At 68.4% G+C, this 15,601-nt stretch carries 17 protein-coding genes; 11 read left to right on the top strand and 6 right to left on the bottom strand.

Annotation, left to right across the window (positions count from 1 at the left end; translation table 11 throughout):
* Positions 1–122 precede the first annotated feature (122 nt).
* The 3 genes from ACF08M_RS19480 to ACF08M_RS19470 all read left to right on the top strand — a co-directional run bounded on the left by ACF08M_RS19480 (position 123) and on the right by ACF08M_RS19470 (position 3,350).
* Positions 123–2,120: a hypothetical protein gene (locus ACF08M_RS19480; RefSeq protein ID WP_392186483.1), complete on the top strand. Its 1,998-nt coding sequence runs from the start codon at positions 123–125 to the stop codon at positions 2,118–2,120.
* A 74-nt stretch (positions 2,121–2,194) separates the two neighbouring features.
* A complete protein-coding gene (locus tag ACF08M_RS19475) occupies positions 2,195–2,779 on the top strand; it encodes a hypothetical protein (RefSeq protein ID WP_392186482.1) in 585 nt (194 codons plus the stop codon).
* 121 nt (positions 2,780–2,900) lie between these two features.
* On the top strand, positions 2,901–3,350 hold the full coding sequence (locus tag ACF08M_RS19470) for a DUF3592 domain-containing protein (RefSeq protein WP_392186481.1): 450 nt from the start codon (positions 2,901–2,903) through the stop codon (positions 3,348–3,350).
* A 39-nt stretch (positions 3,351–3,389) separates the two neighbouring features.
* Here the strand turns inward: ACF08M_RS19470 and ACF08M_RS19465 are convergent, their stop codons facing one another.
* From ACF08M_RS19465 to ACF08M_RS19455, 3 genes are all read right to left on the bottom strand, one after another.
* Positions 3,390–3,983, bottom strand: a complete 594-nt coding sequence (locus tag ACF08M_RS19465; protein WP_392186480.1) for a hypothetical protein — start codon at positions 3,981–3,983, stop codon at positions 3,390–3,392.
* 381 nt (positions 3,984–4,364) lie between these two features.
* Positions 4,365–5,009 carry a LuxR C-terminal-related transcriptional regulator gene (locus ACF08M_RS19460; RefSeq protein WP_392186479.1) on the bottom strand — a complete coding sequence of 215 codons (645 nt, stop codon included), beginning with the start codon at positions 5,007–5,009 and terminating at the stop codon, positions 4,365–4,367.
* Positions 4,973–6,262 carry a sensor histidine kinase gene (locus ACF08M_RS19455; protein WP_392186478.1) on the bottom strand — a complete coding sequence of 430 codons (1,290 nt, stop codon included), beginning with the start codon at positions 6,260–6,262 and terminating at the stop codon, positions 4,973–4,975. The genes ACF08M_RS19460 and ACF08M_RS19455 overlap by 37 nt, the downstream gene beginning before the upstream one ends.
* Before the next feature lie 303 nt (positions 6,263–6,565).
* On the opposite strand from ACF08M_RS19455, the gene ACF08M_RS19450 reads away from it, so the two are divergent.
* Positions 6,566–7,069 (top strand): DinB family protein, encoded by a 504-nt coding sequence (locus ACF08M_RS19450; RefSeq protein WP_392186477.1) that lies wholly within the window; start codon positions 6,566–6,568, stop codon positions 7,067–7,069.
* A gap of 132 nt (positions 7,070–7,201) precedes the next feature.
* Positions 7,202–7,555 carry an SUKH-4 family immunity protein gene (locus ACF08M_RS19445; protein ID WP_392186476.1) on the top strand — a complete coding sequence of 118 codons (354 nt, stop codon included), beginning with the start codon at positions 7,202–7,204 and terminating at the stop codon, positions 7,553–7,555.
* A 65-nt stretch (positions 7,556–7,620) separates the two neighbouring features.
* On the opposite strand, the gene ACF08M_RS19440 is transcribed toward ACF08M_RS19445, so the two are convergent.
* Positions 7,621–7,764 carry a hypothetical protein gene (locus ACF08M_RS19440; protein ID WP_392186475.1) on the bottom strand — a complete coding sequence of 48 codons (144 nt, stop codon included), beginning with the start codon at positions 7,762–7,764 and terminating at the stop codon, positions 7,621–7,623.
* Between the two features lie 195 nt (positions 7,765–7,959).
* Here ACF08M_RS19440 and ACF08M_RS19435 point away from each other — a divergent pair, with 195 nt between their 5' ends.
* The 6 genes from ACF08M_RS19435 to ACF08M_RS19410 all read left to right on the top strand — a co-directional run bounded on the left by ACF08M_RS19435 (position 7,960) and on the right by ACF08M_RS19410 (position 14,509).
* A complete protein-coding gene (locus ACF08M_RS19435) occupies positions 7,960–9,588 on the top strand; it encodes an IS200/IS605 family accessory protein TnpB-related protein (protein WP_392186556.1) in 1,629 nt (542 codons plus the stop codon).
* Positions 9,589–9,709: 121 nt separating this feature from the next.
* Positions 9,710–10,561, top strand: coding sequence for a helix-turn-helix domain-containing protein (locus ACF08M_RS19430; RefSeq protein ID WP_392186474.1), 852 nt, complete (start codon positions 9,710–9,712; stop codon positions 10,559–10,561).
* A gap of 11 nt (positions 10,562–10,572) precedes the next feature.
* A complete protein-coding gene (locus ACF08M_RS19425; protein ID WP_392186473.1) occupies positions 10,573–10,764 on the top strand; it encodes a hypothetical protein in 192 nt (63 codons plus the stop codon).
* A gap of 308 nt (positions 10,765–11,072) precedes the next feature.
* Entirely contained in the window at positions 11,073–11,453 is a 381-nt protein-coding gene (locus ACF08M_RS19420; RefSeq protein WP_392186472.1) for a hypothetical protein, read from the top strand.
* A complete protein-coding gene (locus ACF08M_RS19415; RefSeq protein ID WP_392186471.1) occupies positions 11,450–14,005 on the top strand; it encodes a caspase domain-containing protein in 2,556 nt (851 codons plus the stop codon). The genes ACF08M_RS19420 and ACF08M_RS19415 overlap by 4 nt, the downstream gene beginning before the upstream one ends.
* A gap of 312 nt (positions 14,006–14,317) precedes the next feature.
* The gene (locus ACF08M_RS19410) at positions 14,318–14,509 is read left to right on the top strand and encodes a hypothetical protein (RefSeq protein ID WP_392186470.1); all 192 of its coding nucleotides are present in this window, start codon (positions 14,318–14,320) and stop codon (positions 14,507–14,509) included.
* Positions 14,510–14,613: 104 nt separating this feature from the next.
* Here the strand turns inward: ACF08M_RS19410 and ACF08M_RS19405 are convergent, their stop codons facing one another.
* The gene (locus ACF08M_RS19405) at positions 14,614–14,838 is read right to left on the bottom strand and encodes a hypothetical protein (protein ID WP_392186469.1); all 225 of its coding nucleotides are present in this window, start codon (positions 14,836–14,838) and stop codon (positions 14,614–14,616) included.
* Between the two features lie 139 nt (positions 14,839–14,977).
* Positions 14,978–15,589, bottom strand: coding sequence for a hypothetical protein (locus tag ACF08M_RS19400; RefSeq protein WP_392186468.1), 612 nt, complete (start codon positions 15,587–15,589; stop codon positions 14,978–14,980).
* Between the last annotated feature and the right edge of the window lie 12 nt (positions 15,590–15,601).

Raw genomic sequence — 15,601 nt, 5'->3', positions numbered from 1 at the left:
GGCCCGGCTTTGGGGCCAAGGGCCCAGGTCACCCGGCTCGTACATCCGTACGCTCACCGTCACACCCGCATTGCTGAACTGCGGGCACAGGCATGTCGAGCGGGCGTCGGAGAGGGAGAGCCGTGACGGGTGACGGGGGCTGGGAAAGCGGAGGCGCGGGCCGTATACCGCCGGGAAGCGGGGGTGGTTCCCGTACGAGCGGTGGCGTGTTCTTTGCCCTGACCCGTAGCTGGGCCGCAGGCGCCCTGGTCTACATCGCCGCCGGATATCTGGTGTCGCGCGGGCTCGTCGAGATGCTCGCCACCGAGGACCGGCTCGCGAGCTTCGGCTGGCGCCTCGGCCTGCTGCACGTGCCGAACGTCATCACGACCGTGCTCACGGTCCTGGCCTCGGCCCGCGTCCTGCCCGACGAGCAGCGCGAGTCCCGGCCGCTGACCCTGCTCGCCGCCCTGGGTGTCCCGCTGGCCGCGCTCGCCTACGGATTCGCCGTGTCCTGGCATCTCGTGTCCCTGGAGGGCGCGTTGATGCCGGTCGTCACCCTCGCGACCGGTTCGGCCGCGGGCCTGGCCGTCGACCGGCTGCTGGACGACCGCGACGACGAGCCGGCCGCGGCGCCGTACCACCCGTACTCCTGGCGGGACGGCGGAGCCACCGCCCTGGAGTACCTCGGGGTCATCGTCCTCGTCGTCACGATGATCGGCGCGATGGCCATGGCGGGGGTCGGCGGGCAGATCGGCGAACGCATCCGCTGCGCGATCAACTCGATGGGCGGCGGTGGTGGCAGCTGCTCCGCCGGCGGCGGGGACACCACCGCGAAGCCGAAGACGGACGCCGACTACGAGCCCAAGATGTGCCAGGTCTCCAGCATCTCCGACACCGTCGGCGACAAGGTCAAGATCGGCTGGTTCGAGTGGGGCAACGAGTACGGCTTCCAGCAGAAGGTCAGCCAGGCCAAGACCGATGTGAACGGCGACGGCAAGGTCGACGAGAACGACAAGCTGGTCCACATGACGTTCACCGACGCCGCCTCGGCCGGCGCGACCGCCAGTACCCCCGGCGTCAAGCTCGGCAAACTGGGCAAGGCGGACGTGGACGTCGGCGGCGGCATCAAGATCACCAACGGTGACACCTGGGTCTTCAAGAGCGAGGAAGAAGCCAAGAAGATGCGGGACGACATCGAGGAAATGAAGATGTGGGAGACCTCCACCAAGTACAGCGGTGGTTACGGCGGCGGCTGGTACTCCGGCATGAAGTGGGCCGACAAGAAGAAGGACGTCGAGAGCAAGATCGGCGACAAGAAGGTCTCCTACTCGACCATCGGCCTCAACGCCTACGCGGACGGCGGCCTCTCCATCAGCGCGGGTGACGAGACGAAACTCGGTGCCAAGCTCGGCGGCAAGGCCAAGTTCTCCCCCGAGGTGACCATCACCAAGGACGACGTCAACGGCAACGAGTCGTACACGTACACCGCCAAACTCGAACTGGAGGGCAAGGTCAGCGGTTCGGCCGGTCCGCTCGGCGGCGCGGCCGCCGCGAAGGACAACCGGACCGGGGCGATCACCGTCACCCGCGACCAGAAGACCGGCAAGATCGTCCGCATCGACATGACCCAGACCCTTGAGAACGGCTCGACCTCCAACAAGGGCGACATCAGCGGCGACAACGGCGAGAAGGGCAAGGACAAGCGCGGCGGCAAGGTCAGCGGCTCCGACTCCTCCGGCGAGACCGGCATCGAGGTCCTGACGAACTCGGTCGTCTTCGGCAAGGACACCGACAAGGCCACCGAGGACAAGCGGGCCGTCGCCGAGCAGTGGCTGAACGGCTCCGGCAACAACACCGCCCCGTTCGAGTACATGTTCGGCGACCACTCCATGCAGCAGAAGCCCGCCGGCACCGACCCGTTCGACCAGCTGATGTACCAGGACGGGCTGTCGAGCACCATGAAGTACCACGGCGAGACGGACGCCCAGGAGTTCGGCTTCGAGGTGTCGCTCGGCATGAGTCTGGGATTCTCCCTGTCCGACGAGCACAAGAAGGAGACACTGACGGACGCGCAGTTCCTCGGGGCTCCGCAGGGCGACAAGCGCTCGTACCTTCCGTACAGCTACTGCGCGAAGTAGCCGCACGAACGGGGTACGGCTATGGCACACGGCACGGCACGCGGCAACCACGCACGACGAAGAGGCGACAGGCGATGACGACGACGATGAAGATGTCCCGGGCAATCGGCGCAGCTGCCGCCGCCGCCATCGGCCTCACCCTGCTCACCGGCTGCGGCGACGACTCCGCCGCGGTTCCCGAGGGCTGGGGCACGCTCGACACCAAGAGCCTCTCCGTCGGCTACCCCGAGGACAAGGGCTACAAGGAGCAGTCGGCGGCCGACCGTACCAAGGCCAACGCCGCCGTCGCGCTCAAGGAGGAGGGCGGGCTGCGCACCGGCATGGTCTCCGTGCAGCTCGACTTCGCCACGGGGGTGGACGACGCCGCCGAGGCGGCGGCCGCGGCCGGCGCCGGTATCGGTCTCGGGACGACCCGGAAGGAGACCTCGGACGTGCGGCTGGCCGGCGCGGACAGTGCCCGCGAGGCGCGCAGGATCGACTACGAGTTCACGTCGAGCGGCAAGGAGCGGACCCCGGCGCCGGGCACCCCGATGACGGGCGTCGTGGTGGCGGGCGTCGATTCGAAGCATGTGCCGTTCGCCGTCCGGATCAACGCGGTGAAAGGCTCGCTGAGCAAGGGGGACCTCGACGCGTTCGTCGACTCGATCACGGTCAAGTAGGGTCGGTCGGCTCCGGCGGATCCGGGGCGGCTTCGGGGCGGTTTCGGCGGCTCCAACGGCTCCGACGACGGCATCAGGCAGTTTCGAGTAGCTTCAAACAGCGGATCAGAGGCGCACGTTCATGCAGATCCTGCCCGGTGGCACGGCCACGTTCCTGCTCCTGTTCGGCCTCTTCTGCGGCGTGTTCGCGATCCGGTCGGCGCTGCGGCTGAACCGGGTGCTGCGGCTGGTCCGGCACGGCGAACACGCCGAGGGCCGGTGCGCGGACCGCCGGACGGCCGACCGAGGTCCGGGCACGGACCGGAGTCACGTCACCGAGTACGTCTTCGCGTTCCGGACCCGCGACGGCCGCCACATCGAGTTCACCGACCATGCCCCGGGTCCGTTCGGCTTCGAGGTCGGAAGGCCGGTCCGGGTCAGCTACGACCCGGCGGACCCGGCGAAGCACGCCACGGTGGCCGGACCGGGGGCGTGGGGGCCGGTGGTGATACCCGCGGTGTTCGCGGTCGTACTCGGGGCGTTCGCGGTCGGACTGCTGCTGGGGTTCGCGGCGATGCGGGGGTGGCTCTGACCGGGGCGAGTCGGCGCGTCCCGGTCAGGGACCTCGCCGCTACCGGCTGGCGACCTCGCTCCCGAACAGCATCCACGGGGAATCGTCGTACGACGCCACCCCGGACAACTGCGGCTGCATCGCGGCGATTTCGTGCCGGACGGCGAGCGTGTCCGGCCAACTGTCGAAGTACGTCGTCCCGTTGATGACGACACCGCTCCAGTCGGTCGCCGCCGAGGCGCCCTCCCGGTCGACCACGAACCCGATGCAGAGCACGGAAGCCCGCCCTATCGCTTCCCTGATCGCCCGCGCGGCCACCTCCTGTTCGTCCCGCGTCAGCCGCCCGAATCCGAATTCGAGCGCGACGACTCCGTCCCCCATCCGCCGGATGCGCGCGGGAACATCGGTCCCGCTGTTCACCCACAGCAGGAAGTCGACCTTGTCGATGCGTTGCAGGCCGGCCAGGAGTACGAGCTGCTCCCTGGTCACCCACGAGCGAGTGCCCCAGGGGTCCGGCCCGGGGCCGAGAAGCGTGACCCGTCGCGTGACGGGGTGGCTGAGCCGCAGCCCCGCCGCGTCGAGATCTCTGAAGAGCGACTCGGCGTCCGGGCGGCTCCAGCCGAGGTGGTACGAGTAGAAGAAACCATCACTCATCGATACATCACCCCATGGAACGAATAAAGGTGGAGCGTGCAGATCAACGTGCGTATGGGCGCACCGGACGGACGCCTGTGACGGGCGCCGGGTCAGGAGTGCTCACGGTTGGTCACGTACGAGCGTAATGAGCCCGGCCTGTCCGGGCTTGGGCCCACGGACCCAGGCGCGGGCCCCAATGAGCCGTGCCCGTGGGGCCTGCACCGGAGCGGCCGCACCGCGCTATGCGCGAGACCCCCCGCCGGCCGTGGGCACCACCGCCGAACCGGGCCGCTCCGCCGCGGCGTCCGGTGGTGCGGTGTCGGACGAACTGACGAGCTGACCAACTCCGGGCGGAAGCCCGATGCGCGGGGACGGCAGGAAGACGGGTGCCGTCGTGGTTCAGGAATTCAGATAGGCGAGGACGGCGAGAACACGGCGGTTGTCGTCATCGGAGGGCGCCAGGTCGAGTTTCGCGAAGACATTCGACGTGTGCTTGGTGACAACTTTCTCGGTGACGCCGAGCCGCCCGGCGATGGCCGCGTTGGAGCGGCCCTCCGCCACCAGCGCCAGCACCTCGCGCTCGCGTGCGGTGAGCCGGGTCAGCGGTTTGTCGCTCGCGTTGCCCGCCAGCAGTTTCGCCACCACGTCCGGGTCCATCGCACTGCCTCCGGCAGCCACCCGGCGCACGCAGTCGACGAACTGCCCGCTGTCGAAGACCCGGTCCTTGAGCAGGTAGCCGACCCCGCCGGAGCCGTCCGCCAGGAGCTCGCGGGCGTAGAGCTGCTCCACGTACTGCGAGAGCACCAGCACCGGAAGTCCGGGGATCCTGGTCCGTGCCTCGATGGCGGCGCGCAGCCCCTCGTCGGTGAAGGTCGGCGGCAGCCGTACGTCCACGAGTGCCACGTCCGGCCGGTGCTCGATCAGCGCGTCCAGGAGTGCGGGTCCGTTGTCCACGGCCGCGGCGATCTCGAATCCGTGAGCCGTGAGGAGGCGGACCAGCCCCTCCCTCAGGAGGAAGAGATCTTCGGCGAGAACAATGCGCACGGGATCTCCATGGATGCCATCGTCGGTCCGCCCCGGGGGCTGTGCACGGCAAGTATGCCGTCGAACGCGGCGATACGGCTCTCGATTCCGCGCAGCCCGGATCCCGCCGACGCGGTCGCACCGCCGATCCCGTCGTCGGTCATGCTGATGCGCAGCGCGTCGCGATCGTGCCGGACATCGATCCGCACGCGCCCGGCACGGGCGTGCTTGGCCACGTTCGCCAGCAGTTCGTTGACGGCGAAGTACGCGGCGGACTCGACCGGGGCGTCCAGCCGTCCCGGCAGATCGATGACGACATCGACCGGGAGGGGGCTGTCCAGGGCCAGGGCGCGTACCGCGTCGCCCAGTCCGCGGTCGGAGAGAACCGGCGGGTGGATTCCCCTGACGAGGTCACGGAGTTCGCCGAGCGCCTTCGAGGACGAGTCCCGTGTCTCCGCCAACAGGGCTCGGGCGGCTTCCGGGTCGGTGTCCAGGAGCTGCTCGACGGCGCCGAGATTCATGCCCATGGCGACCAGCCGGGCCTGGGCCCCGTCGTGCAGATCCCGTTCGATGCGGCGCAGCTCCGCCGCCTGGCTGTCCACGACCGACTCCCGGGTCCGGGTCAGATGCCCGACGCGTGCGGCGAGTTCGTCGCCGGGCCGCGGACCGAGCAGCCTGCGGGTGAACAGGGCGTGGGCGGTGAGGAGCCGGGGTCCCGCCCAGAGGCCGAGGCCGATGAACCCGATGCCGGCCAGCGGCATCAGCCAGGTGCGTACGCCCCGCTCGCCGCTCACATCGATCAGCCCGGCGTAGTGGTCGTCGTAGCCGGCCGCCACGAGGTCGTCCCAGACGAACGGGAAGACCAGGCCCTCCAGTCCGTAGACCAGCAGCGCCGCCGGCAGCAGCGCGAGCACGGTGCCGACGACCGGGTCGGCGGTGGTCCACAGCATGTCCCGCCAGGTGGCGGGGTCAAAGAGCAACTGACGGCACCGGAGCCACTGGCCGACGAGTCCCGGCTCGCGGGCGGGCGGCGGACGGTACGGCTCGGGGATCCGGACCCCGGACCAGACCTGCGCCAGGCGCCGCGACCGGTTCGCCAGCTTCCGGATACCCGCCACCACCGGCGGCAGGAGCAGCACGCCCACACCGAGGCCGAGATAGACGAGGGAGATCACCATCAGGACGAAGAGCGCGAGCTGCGGCACCTTCTGCGCCGCCAGGGCGATTCCCCGCAGTGGCGGCTGCCAGAGCCTGGGCGGTGCTGGTGCGGTCATGACTGCTGCCTCCTGCGAGTGGCCTCGTGATCCCGGCAGACATCAGTGTGTCGTGCGACCGCCTCGGAGACATGGGACCTGTCCCCCCTTCTCTCCGGGGGACCCAGGTCCCCTCTCGCTCCACCGCGTCGCGGTGGAGCGAGAGGCGTTCGGCGCCGACCGGTCCGCTCCGACGGCAATGGCGACGACGGCGACAGCGACGGCGACGGCGACGGCGACGGCCGGAGGGTTCACCGGCCCCGGTCCGCAGCACATGGTTTATGCGATGGACAGACGTGGGCCCATCGCCCATGGTGTACGTCCATGACACGCACCGATTCGCCTCCCGCATGGGACGAGCGCACCCAGCTGACCACGTTCCTCGACTACGTACGCGACACCGCACGCGCGAAGTGCGAGGGCATCTCGCCGGAAGACGCCCGCCGGGCCCCGCTGCCCGGCTCCCCCCTGATGACCATCGCCGGGCTGATCAACCACCTCAGCTGGGTCGAGTACTTCTGGTTCGAGGTGGCCTTCCTCGGCGGCGAGGACGAGGGCCCGTGGACGGACGAGGACCCCGACCGTGAGATGCGCATCGCGGTGGAGATGCCGCTCGCCGATGTGCTGGCCCAGTACGAGGCACGGACCGTCCGCTACCGCGAGCTGGTCGCCTCCCACGACCTGGACACCCCAGCCAAAAACCCCCGCAGGGACGGCCGTTGCCCCGATCTGCGCTGGATCCTCCTGCACCTGATCGAGGAGACCGCCCGGCACAACGGCCACCTCGACGTGATCCGCGAGATCGTCGACGGCACCACGGGCATCTGATGCCGTACCAGGCATCGCTACGGTGTCCGCACGGACGACACCGAACTCGCCCCGCTCCTGGCCGGATGCACCGGCTGCCCGTATCCCGGCGCCTGGCAGGACGCTCCTTTCACGGAACGCGCGGTTGACAGTGTGCGGTACGCCGTGGTCGCGCTCGACCCCGGGTTGAGCGCGCTCGGCGTACGACGCACCGATGGCTCCCTGTGGGGCCTGCCGGAGGACGGAGTACCCCACCTGGTGAACTCCAGCCCCGAGGCGCTCGTCGCGTTCACCCGGGCCTACGAGCGGGCCGCCGCCGAGGCCGCCGCGTACGAGGGGCCCGAGAGCGATTCCGACGAGGCCGAGGACCTGGCCGAGCAGGCTGCCGACGCGCTCACCGATGCCCTGATGGAACGGTTCGGGGCACTTGACGCGGCGGCCGTCGCCGACGAGAACTCCTTCTGGTGCATCGCCGCGGAGGAGCTGGGTTACAGCATGAACGGCTGACCGCGTCGGCCGGTGGAGACCAACGGTTCGCGCCTCTCCGGCGCCTCCATCGACCGCAACGGACATCAACGGGGCAGCACGACCCAGGACTTGGTACCCCGCTGCGGCGAGGCCGCATCACACGCACCCCACTCCCCGCCCCAGTCGTCCACCACAGCCGCGAGCAGCCAGAGCGCCCGTCGGCGCCGCGTCTCGCAGAGCGTGGCCACGTCCGCCTGGAGATGGCGGGGGTGTGGACTGCTGTCGGTTTGCTGAGCTGAAGTGAGTTGTGGTGAGCAGGGGTGGGTGCTGGCGGTGGGTTCGTGGGGTGGGAACGGGGGTTCTGGGGTCGAATGGGTGACCTTGGCGGTTGGTGCTCGTTGGGCTGGGGGCGGGTGTCCGGTCTTGTGGGAGGGGGTGTTGTGGTGGGTGGTGTGCGGGAGTTGGCGGCGCCGTTCGTGGTGGCCGGGCCGTGCGGGGTGGCGGTCCGGGACCGTCTCAAGCACCTCACGCCCCGGGACGAGGAGGTTCTGCGTGCGATCGGTGAGCACCAGGGCCGTCTGGCTTCACGCGATCTGAAGGCCCGTTGTGCGGGTGGCCTGGAGCACGGCAAGGAGACCTGGGCGTCGCGTAAGCGGGATCTGACCGGGGTGTCGTCGTCGCGGATCGCCGGTGCGATCACCAAGGCCACCCATGACCAGTGGGCGCTCGCCCGGCGTTGCCAGGCCGCGCACATCCGGACGCTGGAGGCCGGGATCAGGACGCTGCGGCACCGCCTGTCCCTCCCTATCGGCGCGCCGGGAACGAAGCGGGCCCCGGGTGGTTACCGGTCCAGGGGTGAGTGGTTCCACAAGTCCCGCCGTCTCGCGGCGCTGGAAGCCCGGCATGATGCTGCGGTCCGTGACCGGCAGGCCGGACGCGTCCGGGTCGTACGGGGCGGCAAACGCCTCCTCAACACCCGCCACCACCTCACCGACGCCCACCTCACCGAGGAGCAGTGGCGGGAGCGCTGGGAGGCGGAGCGCTGGTTTCTTGCCGCCGACGGCGAGTCCGGGAAGCGGTTCGGGAACGAGACGATCCGCGTCACCCCGGACGGCGAGATCAGCATCAAACTGCCCGCCCCGCTCTCCCACCTCGCCAACACCAAACACGGCCGGTACACCCTCACCTCGACCGTAAAGTTTGCGCACCGGGGCGTGGAGTGGGCCGACCGCATCACCACGAACCAGGCCGTCGCCTACCGCATCCACCTCGACACCAGCCGTGGCCGCTGGTACCTCACCGCGTCCTGGCAACGCCCCGCCGTCCGGACGATCCCGCTGGCCACCGCCCGCGCCCGGGGCATGGTCGGCGTCGACACCAACGCCGACCACTTCGCCGCCTACCACCTCGACCCACACGGCAACCCCACCGGCGAGCCCCGGCGCTTCTTCTACGACCTGTCCGGCACCGCCGCTCACCGCGATGCCCAGATCCGCCACGCACTGACTCAGCTCCTGCACTGGGCCAAGCAAACCGGTGCGGGTGCGATCGCCATCGAGGACCTCGACTTCACCACCGAGAAGACCCGCGAGAAGCACGGCCGCAGGAAACGGTTCCGGCAGCTGATCTCCGGCATCCCGACCGGCAAAGTCAGGGCCCGGCTGGTCTCCATGGCCGCGGAGCAGGGCCTGAGCATCGTCGCGGTCGACCCCGCCTACACCAGCGTGTGGGGGGCCCAGCACTGGCAGAAACCACTGGCCACCCCCAAACGAAAGATGTCCCGTCACGATGCCGCCGGCATCGCGATCGGACGACGCGCCCTCGGACACCCGGTCCGGCGTCGGACGGCACCGCCCCCACACGACCGGAGAGATCGTGCGGGGCATCGGACCGCCCAGGCCAGGCCAGGCACCCGAGGACGTGAGGGAACCCGCCCACCCGCCACGGAACACGTCCCCAGAGACGTGCCGCCGAACGGGACGAGAAAGCGGCAACCCAGCGCATCCAACACCGTTCGGGATGCGCCCAGCACACATCAGTGGGTCCAGGACCCACTCATGCACACTGGCTAGGAACGGTGCTGGTCCCAGACGAGCAGACGGAGTGCGTCGTCACGGTGGCGCAGCGATACGTCGTGGCTCGCAAGGCCCTCCACGCGGCAGACTTCACGGACAAGGTCACGGAAGCACTGACATGACATCGCGAACGTCCCCGACCGAACGACAGAAGCGCCTGGGGCGTGAACTCCGGAAGATGCGAATGGCGGCCGACATCTCCGCCGAGGCAACTGCCGGACTTCTCCGGGTAGACCGGTCCAGGCTCTCCAACATCGAGCAGGGCATCCGAGCTATCAGCGAGGACCGGCTGCGCGCTCTCGCCCGCGCGTGCGCATGCCAGGACCATGCGTACGTTGAGGCACTGGCCGAGATGACGAAGCCCGCGAGGCGGGGATGGTGGAAGACGTATCGCGACTCGCTACCCGAAGGGCTTCTGAACATCGCCGAGTTGGAGGCCAACGCTCTACGGATGCGGACCGCTCACTCCGTACATATCCCGGGAATCCTTCAGACCAGCGACCACGCCCTGGCTGTCTTCCGAGTGGTTGTCCCCGCACTCTCGGAGCACGAAGTCGCCCTGCGGCTCGCTCATCGAGTGGAACGCCAGCAAGTCCTGGAAGGATCCGCCCCACCTGAGTACGTGGGGGTGATACACGAGGGCGCGCTTCGCATGCAGTTCGGCGGTCGCACGGTGGCCCGCGCTCAACTCGACCACCTGCTCGCCGTCTCCGAAAGCCCTCACATCACGCTGCGTGTCATCCCCTTCGAAGCGGGCGCATTCCCCGGTGCGGGGCAGACGGTCAATTACGCAGAGGGACCCGTACCTCAGCTGGACACAGTCCAGGTGGACAGCACACATGGTCCCGAATTCCTTTACGGGGAAGACCAGTTGGCGAAGTATCGTTCACACCTTGACTGGATGGAGCGGATCGCGCTGCCGCCCCAGAAGTCGCGGGATTTCATCCATGACATCGCACGTCATCTTTGAGGGGAGTCACCATGCAGGACGTCACGTGGGAAGAAGCATTCTGCGGCGAAGGCGCCAGCTGCTACCGCCTCGGGACGGACGAACGGGGTAACAGCTACATCTCCGTCGTCGGTTCCGAGGAGCACTACCTCACCGACAGCCGCGAGGCGCTCCAGCAACTGATCCGCGACATCAAGGCCGGCAAGGCCGACCATCTGCTGTAGCAACAACAGGGGCCCGGCACCGCGAAGCGCTCGCAGTGTCGGGCCCCAGCAGCTTTGCAGCCACGGAAGATGCGACTGCTCCACCTCACCGCACAGGTTACTGACTTCAGTTCGTTGGGGTGAACCTTCTCGAAGTCCCTGACGCGTTCGCCGTGGCGGCTTTGAGGGCGACCACGGTGAGGTTGGCCAGGATGGACCGTCGTAGCGGCTTTCCGGAGCCACAGCCACACCGCAAGCCGCGCCCTTCCGAGTCTCAACTGCCTGTTTATCCAGAGCTTTCTGCATAAGCTAGGGAAGGAATCGGAGTGATGGGGGTGACGATGCTGGTCCGGATCAGCGCCACGGCGAACGACGGTGACGCGCTGCACGACCTGTACCGCTGGCTGCGCCAGGACGAGGACGTCAAGCGTGTGGCAGAGGTGCGTCCTGGCTCGGCCGAGCCAGGCAACGGCGCCATGGGCGCCATCGAGTACATCAATGTCATGTGCTCGGTCCTCAGCGTGGTGATCTCCGCCTACGCCGCCTGGCGCTCCACCCGGCCATCGGCCCCGCCCATCCACCTGACGGTCAACGCCGCGACGGTCGTACTCGGGGATGCCTCCCCGGAGACGTTGCGCAGGGCCTCGGCGCAGCTGCAGGAGGGTGCAGGGGAGGCGGAGCCCGCACAACGACAGGGGGATGACGGGTGAGCTCCGCGGCGGATCTCCCCGACCCGGCCGCATCGCGCGCGGTACTCATCGGCGTGAGCCGCTACCAGAAAATGGAGCCGTTGCCCGCCGTGGCGGGCAACCTGCGGCGGTTGAAGACACTGCTCACCGAACCCGACCTGTGGGGGCTGAGCCCCCGGCACTGCACCGTACTGTCCAACCCCGGCTCGACCGAGACGGTGCTCGACGCCGTGCGCGCCGCCGCAGCCGAGGCCGAGGACGCCCTGTTGGTCTACTTCGCCGGGCACGGCCTGGTCTCACTCAAGGGCGATCTGTATCTGGCGTTGCCTTCCTCGCACGCGGAGCGCATCTACAGCGGTGTCTCCTACGATCTGCTGCGCTCTCAGCTGGTCGACGAGGCCACCGCCCGCCGCCGCGTTGTCATCCTGGACTGCTGCTACGGCGGCCGTGCACTGGACGGCTACATGGGTTCGGGTGCCAGGACCGCAGGGCCGACCGGATCCGCTGGGTCCATTGATGTTGCCGACTCGGTCGCGGTAGAGGGAACGTACGTCATGACCGCCGCCGCGGGGACCAAGCAGGCCCTCGCCCCGCCCGGCGAAAAATACACGGCGTTCACAGGCGAGCTGCTCCGGGCCCTGGAAAAGGGAGTTCCCGACGGGCCCGACCCGTTGAGCATGGACGCGATCTTCCGCCATGTGCGGCGCGAGCTTGCCGCCAAAAATCGCCCTCAGCCACAGCAGCGGGCGCGCAACGGCGGCACCAGCATCAGCCTGGTCCGTAACCGGTGGGCCGTAGCGGAGTCGCGACGGCGGGCGGAGGAGGAGCGGCGGGCCGCGGAGGAGGAGCAGCGGGCCGCGGAGGAGGAGCAGCGGGCCGCGGAGGAGGAGCAGCGGGCCGCGGAGGAGGAGCAGCGGGCGGCCAGGACGGACGCGGAGTTAAGGCGGGCCACCGAGGTGCAGGCCCGGCCGCCCCAAACCGTGGCGGAACCCGCCAATGACTGGGAAAAGTGGGCGCGGTGGGAGTGGCAAGCCGCACCGCGTTCGGCGCGGTTACAGCGACCGGGCCAGGTGCTCCTCGCGCTGTCCCTGACTGTCGGCTTACTCGGCGGCGGTACGTATCTGTACCTGCGGGATGACACGGAGGAGTGCGCGTCCACAGGCGTGACCACGGTGGAAGGCGAGTGCGTCGGGGTCACCGACGGCCGACACGTGTTCACGAAGGGTCTCGACGACGTCTCAGAACGGATCAGAGACGCGAACGACAAGGTCCTGCGTGAGGAAGCTCCCTCGGTCACCATCGCCCTGATGACCTCGATGTCGGCGTCCGCCCCGGAGGAACGACGCCGGATCCGGCACAAGCTGGAGGGTGCCCTCCTGGCGCAGCAGCACGCCAACAGCTTCCCAGAAGGGCCAAAGATCCGCCTTCTGCTGGCCAACCCCGGTCACGGTGGCACCCACTGGGCGAGGGTCGCCACGCAGCTGAAGGATCTGACCGGGGACTCGTCCCCGCTGCGCGCGGTCATCGGTCTCGACGCAAACAACGTACTGAACCAGAAGGCAATCTCGTACCTCGCCGCACGCCACATTCCCGTCGTCAGCGCCTCGACCGCCCTGAGCCCAGTCACCGGCGACAGCGCTCCTCCCGGGGTCGCCCGGGTGATGGCCGACCTCGACGACCAGCAGCGCGCCCTGACCGCCTGGTCAAAACTCGACCCGCAGCAGTCCGTCCTCGTCAGCGAGGACAACCCGGGCGACCTGTACGTGACCAGTTTACGCAAAGAATTCCAGAAGATGGTGAAGTCGTCGCCGTTCCCTGCGCAGTCATACGAGGCTTCGGATACCTCTGAGCAAAACAATGCGCAGGAGAAGGCGATCGCTGAAATCGCCAACGAAGTCTGTCGGAAGACGCCTGAGATCAAGACAGTCCTCTTCGCGGGCCGCGCGGAGTCACTCCGGGACTTCCTCAACTCCACTACAGGAAGCCTGAGTTGCGCCAAGCAAGACCTGACCGTCATCAGCGGCTCAGACGCGAGCCGACTCGCCAATGACCCGGAGCTTGACTGGGCGAGGCTGCGGGGCCACGGCAAGATCCGTCTGCGGTACGCCACCGCCTTCCATCCCGATGTCTGGAAGGCGCCCTCCGCTCCGCCGACGGGCGGATCAAGAAAGCCCCTGGAAACCCTGATCCGGACGGCGAAGAGCGCGTACGGGCTCTCTCTGGGCAACGACGATCTCACCGACGGCACACTCGTTGCAACGTACGACGCGGGCCTGACCGCCTTCGCCGCTATCCAGCAGAGTTACGAGATGTACGAGCCGAGGCTGCCCAGCTACGTGCTGCCCGGCCTCGAGGACGTCGGCCAAATCTGGCCGCGCATGAAGGGCTCGTTCAAGGTGGAAGGTGCCAGCGGCTGGATTTGCCTCGGCCAGTTCGGCACCCCCTACAACAAGGTAGTTCCCGTGGTCGAGCTCGACTTCGTCAGTCGGCAACCCAAATTCGTCAGCGCCGCTTGGCCCGAGGGAAAGCCCCCCTCGAAGAGCTGCCTTCCACCGCCGACTTCGACTGGTTAGGAAGACGTTGGGGTGTCGATGGCCAAGCCGGTACCGGCTATGAAGTCGTCGAGGGCGTCGGGCCGGCACTGCAGACGCTTGAGCCGGACAGCTTGTACGCGTCGCCCAGAAACGTCATGTCCAGGGAGCGCCCCCGATGCGTCGGCGCCCACCGGTTCCGGCTCATCCGCACGAGGCCGTCGCCCACCCGGAGCGTCGCGCGGTCAAGGGCCGGCATCGACACCGTGATCGTACCCTTCTGGACGGCGGCGACGAGTTCCACGAGCCTCTTACTGCCGGTTATCTCTCACACCAACTTTGAGGGAGTTCAGCATGTCTGAGATCAACTGGGAAGACCCTTACTGCGGCGAAGGAAACAACTGCTTCAGACTCGGCACAGACGCGGAGGGCAGTGGCTTCATCGCCGTCCACGGCCAGGAGGATCGTTACCTCACCGACAACCGAGAAGCACTCCAGCAACTCATCCGCGATATCAAGGCCGACAAGGCCGACCACCTGCTGTAGCAACAACAGGGGCCCGGCACCGCGAAGCGCTCGCAGTGCCGGGCCCCAGCAGCTCTGAAGGCACGGAAGATGCGACTGCTCCACCTCACCACACAGGTTAACGATCAAACCGGCCTCGGCGCGGCCGGGCGTGCCGCCGCGTGCCGGAGCTCGCCCTTGTCGGGCAGGAGGCCGGTGATCCGCGTCCAGATCGTCTTGGCGTCCACGCGGGCAGGCCTGGAGGTACTCGCCGGGGTGATCCGCTCCGCTGGCACAGGCTCGGCGGACAGCTCACGCAGCCAGTAGCCGAGGGGGCCGCAGTCCCAGACGGCGAAGCCGCGTGTCTCCACACCGTCCTGGCCCTCGTGGCGAGCCTGCCAGGCCGAGGTCAGGCGCCATCTCGGAGAGCGCGATCACATGCTCGTCGGCCAGCCGGAAGCGAGACCAGGAGATATCGAACGAAGGCATACACACTCACCTGGTAGTTGCTCAGGACTGGGATTCGGCCCAGAAGTTGAAGATCCTTGAGAAGCCCACCCGTACGGCGCCGCGCCGCGTGAGCACGGACCGGTCGACTCCGGAGAAGAGAGCCGCAAGGGAGACGTCGGCGGGCAGGACCCGGCCCGCCGCCTGAACGGTTACTTTCCTGCCGCTTCCGAGGCCCGTCTGCCGCACCGTGATGATGACACCGGCGTCTTCGGCGTCGGGCTGCCGGGACAGCTTGTACGCCCGGCGGTTGATCGCCGTGAGCTTGTACGCGTCACCCAGATACGTCATGTCCAGGGAGCGCCCCCGGTGCGTCGGCGCCCACCGGTTCCGGCTCATCCGCACGAGCCCGTCACCCACCTGGAGCGTCGCGCGGTTAAGGGTCGGCATCGACACGACGTCCGTGTGCGCGCCGCGCGTCTCGAACGTGGCCGTGGGGATCAGACCGCCGCGCACGTCCGTCACGATCAGGTTCGGCACGTCGCGGCCCGCCGGGTACACCACCCGGATATCGCCGAACTCCGGAGAGGTACCTTGCCAGCCGAACTTCGTGCGCCCGTGGGGCTGTTTCTCCTTCCAGTACGCGAGCGTGAACGGGCTGATGGTCGTGTGCATGTCTTTCCCTCG

Origin of the sequence: Streptomyces sp. NPDC015032 (assembly GCF_043080425.1) — a bacterium.
Taxonomy (GTDB): Bacteria; Actinomycetota; Actinomycetes; order Streptomycetales; family Streptomycetaceae; genus Streptomyces.
The sequence above is the reverse complement of the archived record's forward strand: the minus strand, read 5'-3'. Positions and strand labels throughout refer to the sequence as shown.

Excerpts from the sequence above, each read along its gene's own strand:
- ACF08M_RS19420 (WP_392186472.1), top strand. The coding sequence starts at position 11,073 with ATGGGGGTGACGATGCTGGTCCGGATCAGCGCCACGGCGAACGACGGT.
- ACF08M_RS19425 (WP_392186473.1), top strand. The coding sequence starts at position 10,573 with ATGCAGGACGTCACGTGGGAAGAAGCATTCTGCGGCGAAGGCGCCAGC.
- ACF08M_RS19465 (WP_392186480.1), bottom strand. The coding sequence starts at position 3,983 with ATGAGTGATGGTTTCTTCTACTCGTACCACCTCGGCTGGAGCCGCCCG.
- ACF08M_RS19450 (WP_392186477.1), top strand. The coding sequence starts at position 6,566 with ATGACACGCACCGATTCGCCTCCCGCATGGGACGAGCGCACCCAGCTG.
- ACF08M_RS19470 (WP_392186481.1), top strand. The coding sequence starts at position 2,901 with ATGCAGATCCTGCCCGGTGGCACGGCCACGTTCCTGCTCCTGTTCGGC.
- ACF08M_RS19410 (WP_392186470.1), top strand. The coding sequence starts at position 14,318 with ATGTCTGAGATCAACTGGGAAGACCCTTACTGCGGCGAAGGAAACAAC.
- ACF08M_RS19400 (WP_392186468.1), bottom strand. The coding sequence starts at position 15,589 with ATGCACACGACCATCAGCCCGTTCACGCTCGCGTACTGGAAGGAGAAA.
- ACF08M_RS19475 (WP_392186482.1), top strand. The coding sequence starts at position 2,195 with ATGACGACGACGATGAAGATGTCCCGGGCAATCGGCGCAGCTGCCGCC.
- ACF08M_RS19455 (WP_392186478.1), bottom strand. The coding sequence starts at position 6,262 with ATGACCGCACCAGCACCGCCCAGGCTCTGGCAGCCGCCACTGCGGGGA.
- ACF08M_RS19430 (WP_392186474.1), top strand. The coding sequence starts at position 9,710 with ATGACATCGCGAACGTCCCCGACCGAACGACAGAAGCGCCTGGGGCGT.